This is a genomic window from Flavobacterium sp. (genome assembly GCF_044371705.1).
GTDB lineage: Bacteria > Bacteroidota > Bacteroidia > Flavobacteriales > Flavobacteriaceae > Flavobacterium.
In genome coordinates this window covers 1-6,450 of the sequence record NZ_JBILTE010000142.1, presented here as the reverse complement: position 1 = coordinate 6,450, position 6,450 = coordinate 1, and the positions used below count along the sequence as shown (strand labels likewise).

Genomic DNA, 6,450 nt, shown 5'->3' with positions numbered 1-6,450 from the left:
CGTTGATGATGTAATCTAATGCCATGTGCTTTTATTTAGAACTAATGCTACAAAGAGACTATTATTTTGGCAGTAATCCAATATAAAAAGTGTTTATTCGTGACCTTCGATGGGATTAACTCCGTTGATCCAGAATGAGCTCAGTAGTGGAAATGAAAAGTTCTTTCAATCTCTGATTGAAAGAACTTTTTTAGTATACAAAATTAATTTTATGAGCAAGCTCAACAGTATAAAAGGATTAACTCCGTTGTTCCAGAATGAGCTCCGTTCTGAGAGCGAAAAGCCTTTTCAATCAAAGATTGAAAACTTTTTTGAAAACTTTTTTAATTTATGAGCGAGCTTATTAGAGCGAAAGGATTAACTCCGTTGATCCACCAAAGCTCCGCTTTGAGAATACAAAAAACAAAAAAACGCTCAAGCTAGCTTGGCGTTTTTCTTTATTTTTGTATTCATTCGTGACCTCGACTGGATTCAAACCAGTAACCTCTTGAGCCGTAATCAAGTGCGCTATTCAGTTGCGCCACGAGGCCTTATTGCGGGTGCAAATATAGGTATTTTTGTGTAACTTGCAAATCAAAATATAAATTAAAACGGTTTTTTATGAGCCTCAATAAGTACATTCGCATCGTGCAAGATTTTCCTAAAAAGGGAATTATTTTTAAAGATATTACTCCGTTATTAATCAATCCGTTAGCTCGTGAAGAATGTTTGGAGATACTGCTGACTCATTTGAAAGAGGTGCACATCGACAAGGTTATTGGCGTGGAAAGTAGGGGGTTTTTCTTTGGGATTTTATTAGCAGAAAAACTGCATGCGGGTTTTGTGCCGGTGCGAAAACCAAATAAGTTGCCTTACGACACCATCTCTGCAAGCTATGATTTAGAATACGGTTCCGACGCCTTAGAAATTCATACAGATGCCATTCAAAAGGGAGATAAAGTACTCATTCATGATGATGTTTTAGCTACTGGTGGCACTGCAAAAGCAGTTTGTGAATTGGTGGAACAGTTAGGTGGAGAAATTGTACAAGTGAACTTTCTAATGGAACTGAGTTTCTTGAACGGCAGAGAAAAAATTAAAAACTACAACCTCTTCGCCGCATTAACCTATTAGTTTTTTTTACCCAGAGCTCGAGTAGTAACATAATACCTCCAGCCGATGATTGCCATTTGCCATTTTTTGGCTTTCGACAAATCCAATCCCTTTTTGGTAAAACTCGGAAGAATGATTTTGTTTAATTGTGCAAGAAGTTGAAACATGGTAAGGTTTTTAAGCAAAAATAATAAAAAACGGCTACCGTTTCGATAGCCGTTTCTGTTTTAGGAATTATTGCTTCTTTTGTTTAGTCGCTTCTAAGTCTTTTCTTGCTTGCTCCAATTCTTCTTTTGCTTTGAGAAGTTCTTGTGTAGCTAATTCCATTTCTATTTTAGCTTGCTCCATCTCGTCTTTTGATGACTCCATTCTCTTTTTGGACTCCATAATGTATACTCTTGATTTCTCAAGCTCGGGTTTCATTCGATCCATTTCTATTCGTGCTTTTTCAAGAGCTTCTTTTTTAATACGGTATACTTTTTCTCCGTTTACTTGTCCGCCATCTGAAGTCTCCCAGTCAAAATCAAAATTGAAATTTTGAAGTCCTTCCGAATCAATCTCTAGGATATATTTCTCCGGATCTTCAATTTCTTTTCCATTAACAGTAACAGTTGCTTTTCCATTGTTTTCTTTGATAATAACAATCTTTTTATGGTCATTCAACTTGGGTGTTGAGGGTGGAGCAGGAGCATCTAAATGATTTGGAAAACTTGGAGCTTCCGGTGCTTCGGGAAAGTCAATCTCAATACCTAATTCCTCTAATTCTTTTAAAGAGGAAAGATCAACTAAAGCATCTTCCGTTTTCCAAACAAAAGCTTTTTTAACAGTAGTTCCAAAATTTACGGTTACCAATCCGTTGTCATTTTTAGCTACAGCAATGACAAAGGGTTGGATAGGAGTGGAACCCGAAAATTGATAGGTCTCCGCTTTGCCGTTGGGAGTTTTCACGTCCACTTTAATCGACGTTAATTCACCATTGGCATTTCTTTTGACTTTTGAGAATTTTAAATCCGTGTCAAATTCTTTTTTAAATACTTCTTTTTCGCGTGTCATTACTGCATCAGAAGTACTTTTGTTGATTTCCAAACGCTTTTCAATGCCATCCAATGATTGATTGATGGTTTGAATGGTAAAACGTTCTTGGGCCACAACTTTTATTTGAAAGAACAGAATAAATCCGACAAGAATCGGCACTACCAAAAGGTACTTGAGCAAATTTTGCTTACGGGAAGGATGCGTGTTTAACATAACGATTCGTTTTTTGATTAATGATTGATTAAAATGATTGGTGATTGAAATAAAATTTTGATGACTGACTACTTTTAATAATGCTTTTTGATAAGCCATTTTATCCGAAAGTGTTTGCACCGCTTTTTGATCGGCTATGTATTCTAAATTTTGAATAATAGCCTTTTTGTATAACCAAACTATGGGATTGAACCAAAAAAGCACACAATAAAAGTTTGCTAGTAAAACGTCATAGGAGTGTTTTTCCTGACTGTGTATTTTTTCATGTACCAAAATACTCTCCAACTCATGGTCGGTATACAAATCGGGATTGAGTACAATAAAATTAAAAAAAGAAAACGGTGGCTGGTCTTGCTGGTGATTAATCAAGGAGTACGCCCCTTTTTTAATGGGTGTTGTTTTATAAAGTGTCCGTAATAATCGAGCTAAATTAAAGCTGATTTTGAGAAATAATGCGAGGGCTATACAAACATAGGCAACAGTGAAAATAAGAATCCAATCAACAGGAGCAGATTCTTGCAAAGGCATAAGAGCAACTGTATCATAATTTATTGCGTTTACGGGTGTCGGTTCAACATAAATGGTATGCGTATAGGTAAATAAAGGAAGCAAAACTGCAGTTACTAATCCGATTAAAAAATACCAACGGTTCGAATTAAAAAAGGTTTCTTTTTGAAGAAAAAGGTAATAGCCTATATAAAAAGCTGTAATCAGCCCGGTAACCTTTAGCAGATATATAAAAATAGCTTCCATACTATTTCTTTTTTTCGATGATGTCTAAAATTTCGCGTAATTCTTCAGCAGATATTTTCTCTTCTTCTGCAAAAAACGATACCATACTCTTGTAAGAGTTGTTAAAAAAGGTTTCAATAGCCGTATTCATAAACGCCTTTCGATAGTCCTCTTTTTTAATAATTGGATAATACTGGTGCGTATTTCCAAAAGCTTTGTGGGCAACATATCCTTTTTCTTCCAAGTTTCTGACAATAGTGGAAAGGGTATTGTAATGCGGTTGCTCTTCTGTTATTTCTGCCATGACCTCTTTTACAAAAGCTTTCTCCAGCTTCCATAAAATGTGCATGATTTCTTCTTCTTTATTAGTTAATTTTTGCATAATTGTAAAGTTTTAAACAAACCTACAACTATTTTTTTAGTTATTAAACTATAAAAGTAGTTATTTAACTAAAATTTAAGTTTTGGTGGAAGATGGAAGAGGGAAGAGGGAAGAGGGGAGATGGAAGAGGGGAGAAGGACGAAAAAAAACTTGAAACTTGAAACCTTAAACTTGAAACCTTAAACTTGAAACCTTAAACTTGAAACCTTAAACTTGAAACCTTAAACTTGAAACCTTAAACTTGAAACCTTAAACTTGAAACCTGAAACCTGAAACCCGCAACCCGCAACCCGCAACCAAATCTACTCCTCCCGCACCATCTTCATCACCCAAATCGCACAAGCTGCTGCAAATAATCCTAAAGTACCCATGACCAACCAATTGGTTTGGTAACCAAAATTGTCAATTACTTCAAAGCCAATGTTTGCACTCATGATGTGAGCCAGACTGAAACTCATAGTATAAAACCCCATGTAGCGTCCTTCCTGACCTCGTGGAGCCCGACTCAAAGCAAAGGAATTAGAAAAAGGAAACGCAAACATTTCACCAAAAGTTAAAAATAAGATGTTTATGAGTAGAATTCCCGCCCATACATTAATCATTAATGCATAAAATCCGATTGCCATACAAAGTGAACCTACCAAAACAATCTTCACTTTGTTAACTTTCTTGCGTTCAAAGAAACTAACAATAGGCATCTCTAGTAAGAAAATCAGAAAGCCATTGAGTGTCATTAATAAACCTGTTTGAAATTCGGTCAACCCATATTGTTCGTTGTGATAGAGTGGAAGCGTGGTAAATAATTGAAAGAAGATCATCGCAGTTGTAAAACTCACCAGCAAGAATACCCAAAAAGGCTTGTCCTGATAAACCGTTTTTATTCCTACAGTTTCAAAAGTATGCTCCGCTTCTTTGATTTTCTTTTTCTCTTTTACCAACAGCCAAAAAATTGCAATGGCAAGGATGCATGAAGCACCGTCTACCCAAAATAGACCTTTATAACCAATGTTCATGATAATTAAACCACCCAAGGCGGGTCCTGCAGCAAAGCCTAAATTCACTGCCAATCTTACCAAAGTTAACGCTCGTGTCCGGTTTTCGGGTTTAGCATAAACGCCCAACGAAACAAACATTGCCGGTCGGAACATATCTGCAATAGTCATAATCCCAAACATGGCAAAACACAATCCGGTAAAAGAAGTGATGTATTGCAGTCCAAAAAACATGAGTCCGCTCACAAATAAACTAAAAATCATCACCTTGTAAAACCCTAAACTATCGGCCAGTTTTCCACCCAAATAGGAACCCAACATGGACCCTAATCCAAACGAAATTAAAATCCACTTGACGTCACCGTAACTAAAATCAAGGTCCTCTTTTAAGTATTTTGAAAGAAATGGCAGCACCATCGTGCCGGCACGGTTGATGAAAGTTATAATCGTAAGAATCCAGATTTCACGTGAGAAACCGCGAAAACTATTGAGGTATCTTGAAAAGGCGGTTTTGAGCATGAGTAGCAATTCAATCATACAAAGGTAAAAAACTTTACTCCATCGCTCCTTTGTCTAACAACAACTTTTAAACTATTTTTGTATAAAAATATATCATGTATAAGCTACTACTCTTCGTTTTACTTTTTTTGGGAACCAATCTTTATTCGCAACAACTGTTTGATGAACAATCGGTGGCCGATTTTCAAAAGGATATGAATAAACATTATGCAGATTCCACTTCGAGTCCGTTAAAAAAGGAAGATTTAAAGATGTTTCAATCATTGGATTTCTTTCCTGCTTCGGCAGACTTCTTTGTGCAAGCTACGTTTATACGAACGGAAAAAGAGAAACCTTTCAAAATGCCAACCACCACCGATCGAAAACCGCTGTATGTCAAATACGGAGAATTGCATTTCACTATCAAGGGTATAAAGTGTCAGCTTAATGTTTACCAAAATATAGACCTTAGTAAAAAGCCTGGCTATGCAGATTATTTGTTTTTACCTTTTACCGATTTAACTTCCGGCGTTGAAAGTTATGGAGGCGGACGTTATATTGACCTAAGAATGCAAGAAAGCAAACAATGGACCATCAATTTTAATATGGCATACAATCCTTATTGTGCCTACAATGAAAGCTATTCTTGTCCGATTCCACCGCAAGAAAATGATTTAAAAGTGGAAGTGAAGGCCGGTGTTAAAAAGTTCCATGACTAATGGAATTCTTCAATTTACATACGCATAGGTACAACGCCAATCCGTTGATTCTGGAGTTGGTGAATCAATACCCATGGGAATTTGATGAGACGATTCTGAAGTATTCTATTGGCATACATCCGTGGTACATTGATGAAAGCAGATTGGCATCTGATTTACAAATAATCAATAAAAAACTAGCACTTCCAAATTGCCTTGCTTTAGGCGAATGCGGACTGGACAAACGTATCGAAATAGCAATGGAAATTCAAAAAGAAGTCTTCATTAAACAAATTGTGTTAGCTGAAAAGCACCAAAAACCAGTAGTTTTGCACTGCGTTGCTGCTTTTCAGGAAATCATCCAAATCAAAAAAGAACAAAACGTCACAGTTCCGATGATTATTCACGGATTTTCGAAAAACGAACAAACGTCCAAACATTTAATTGACAATGGATTTTATATCTCTTTTGGGAAGTATTTATTGATGAATCCAGAGTTAAAAAGTGTGTTCCAATCGGTACCCAACAATCGTATTTTTTTAGAAACCGATACAGTTGAAGAATCAATTGAAGAAGTGTACACATTGGCAGCGGCTTATAAAGAAATGAGCATAGAGGAGTTGAGGAAATTGGTAATTACCAATTTTGAGAATGTATTTGAAAGAAAATGAACAATCGTATTTTTTTAGATCAAAAGAGAACACAGATCGTAAAAATTTAAGAAATTAAAAAAAATATAAATTAGGTTTTTTAATTATCATGATTTCTAAGATTTTATAAATCTGTGTTCAAAAAAAAGTTACTGTAA

The 6,450-nt window shown here is 35.8% G+C and carries 7 protein-coding genes and 1 tRNA gene; 3 read left to right on the top strand and 5 right to left on the bottom strand.

Features of this window, described 5'->3' with window-relative positions; translation table 11 throughout:
• Nucleotides 1-456 precede the first annotated feature (456 nt).
• Nucleotides 457-530 (bottom strand) — tRNA-Arg (locus ACIQ2S_RS09930).
• A 70-nt stretch (nucleotides 531-600) separates the two neighbouring features.
• Here ACIQ2S_RS09930 and ACIQ2S_RS09925 point away from each other — a divergent pair.
• Entirely contained in the window at nucleotides 601-1,113 is a 513-nt protein-coding gene (locus ACIQ2S_RS09925) for an adenine phosphoribosyltransferase (RefSeq protein WP_396175506.1), read from the top strand.
• On the opposite strand, the gene ACIQ2S_RS09920 is transcribed toward ACIQ2S_RS09925, so the two are convergent.
• The 4 genes from ACIQ2S_RS09920 to ACIQ2S_RS09905 form a co-directional block, all read right to left on the bottom strand.
• The gene (locus tag ACIQ2S_RS09920; protein WP_396175504.1) at nucleotides 1,110-1,259 is read right to left on the bottom strand and encodes an SsrA-binding protein; all 150 of its coding nucleotides are present in this window, start codon (nucleotides 1,257-1,259) and stop codon (nucleotides 1,110-1,112) included. The two genes, ACIQ2S_RS09925 and ACIQ2S_RS09920, sit on opposite strands and share 4 nt — an antisense overlap.
• A 67-nt stretch (nucleotides 1,260-1,326) precedes the next feature.
• Nucleotides 1,327-3,093, bottom strand: coding sequence for a M56 family metallopeptidase (locus ACIQ2S_RS09915; RefSeq protein WP_396175501.1), 1,767 nt, complete (start codon nucleotides 3,091-3,093; stop codon nucleotides 1,327-1,329).
• 1 nt (nucleotide 3,094) lies between these two features.
• Nucleotides 3,095-3,454, bottom strand: coding sequence for a BlaI/MecI/CopY family transcriptional regulator (locus ACIQ2S_RS09910; RefSeq protein ID WP_396175499.1), 360 nt, complete (start codon nucleotides 3,452-3,454; stop codon nucleotides 3,095-3,097).
• 302 nt (nucleotides 3,455-3,756) lie between these two features.
• Nucleotides 3,757-4,965 carry an MDR family MFS transporter gene (locus ACIQ2S_RS09905; RefSeq protein WP_396175497.1) on the bottom strand — a complete coding sequence of 403 codons (1,209 nt, stop codon included), beginning with the start codon at nucleotides 4,963-4,965 and terminating at the stop codon, nucleotides 3,757-3,759.
• Nucleotides 4,966-5,060: 95 nt separating this feature from the next.
• Between ACIQ2S_RS09905 and ACIQ2S_RS09900 the strand changes: the two genes are divergently transcribed.
• Both ACIQ2S_RS09900 and ACIQ2S_RS09895 read left to right on the top strand, forming a co-directional pair.
• The gene (locus ACIQ2S_RS09900; protein ID WP_396175495.1) at nucleotides 5,061-5,663 is read left to right on the top strand and encodes a DUF1684 domain-containing protein; all 603 of its coding nucleotides are present in this window, start codon (nucleotides 5,061-5,063) and stop codon (nucleotides 5,661-5,663) included.
• Nucleotides 5,663-6,313, top strand: coding sequence for a TatD family hydrolase (locus ACIQ2S_RS09895; protein ID WP_396175493.1), 651 nt, complete (start codon nucleotides 5,663-5,665; stop codon nucleotides 6,311-6,313). The genes ACIQ2S_RS09900 and ACIQ2S_RS09895 overlap by 1 nt, the downstream gene beginning before the upstream one ends.
• Nucleotides 6,314-6,450 lie beyond the last annotated feature (137 nt).

Excerpts from the sequence above, each read along its gene's own strand:
- ACIQ2S_RS09905 (WP_396175497.1), bottom strand. The coding sequence starts at position 4,965 with ATGCTCAAAACCGCCTTTTCAAGATACCTCAATAGTTTTCGCGGTTTC.
- ACIQ2S_RS09920 (WP_396175504.1), bottom strand. The coding sequence starts at position 1,259 with ATGTTTCAACTTCTTGCACAATTAAACAAAATCATTCTTCCGAGTTTT.
- ACIQ2S_RS09915 (WP_396175501.1), bottom strand. The coding sequence starts at position 3,093 with ATGGAAGCTATTTTTATATATCTGCTAAAGGTTACCGGGCTGATTACA.
- ACIQ2S_RS09910 (WP_396175499.1), bottom strand. The coding sequence starts at position 3,454 with ATGCAAAAATTAACTAATAAAGAAGAAGAAATCATGCACATTTTATGG.
- ACIQ2S_RS09895 (WP_396175493.1), top strand. The coding sequence starts at position 5,663 with ATGGAATTCTTCAATTTACATACGCATAGGTACAACGCCAATCCGTTG.
- ACIQ2S_RS09900 (WP_396175495.1), top strand. The coding sequence starts at position 5,061 with ATGTATAAGCTACTACTCTTCGTTTTACTTTTTTTGGGAACCAATCTT.
- ACIQ2S_RS09925 (WP_396175506.1), top strand. The coding sequence starts at position 601 with ATGAGCCTCAATAAGTACATTCGCATCGTGCAAGATTTTCCTAAAAAG.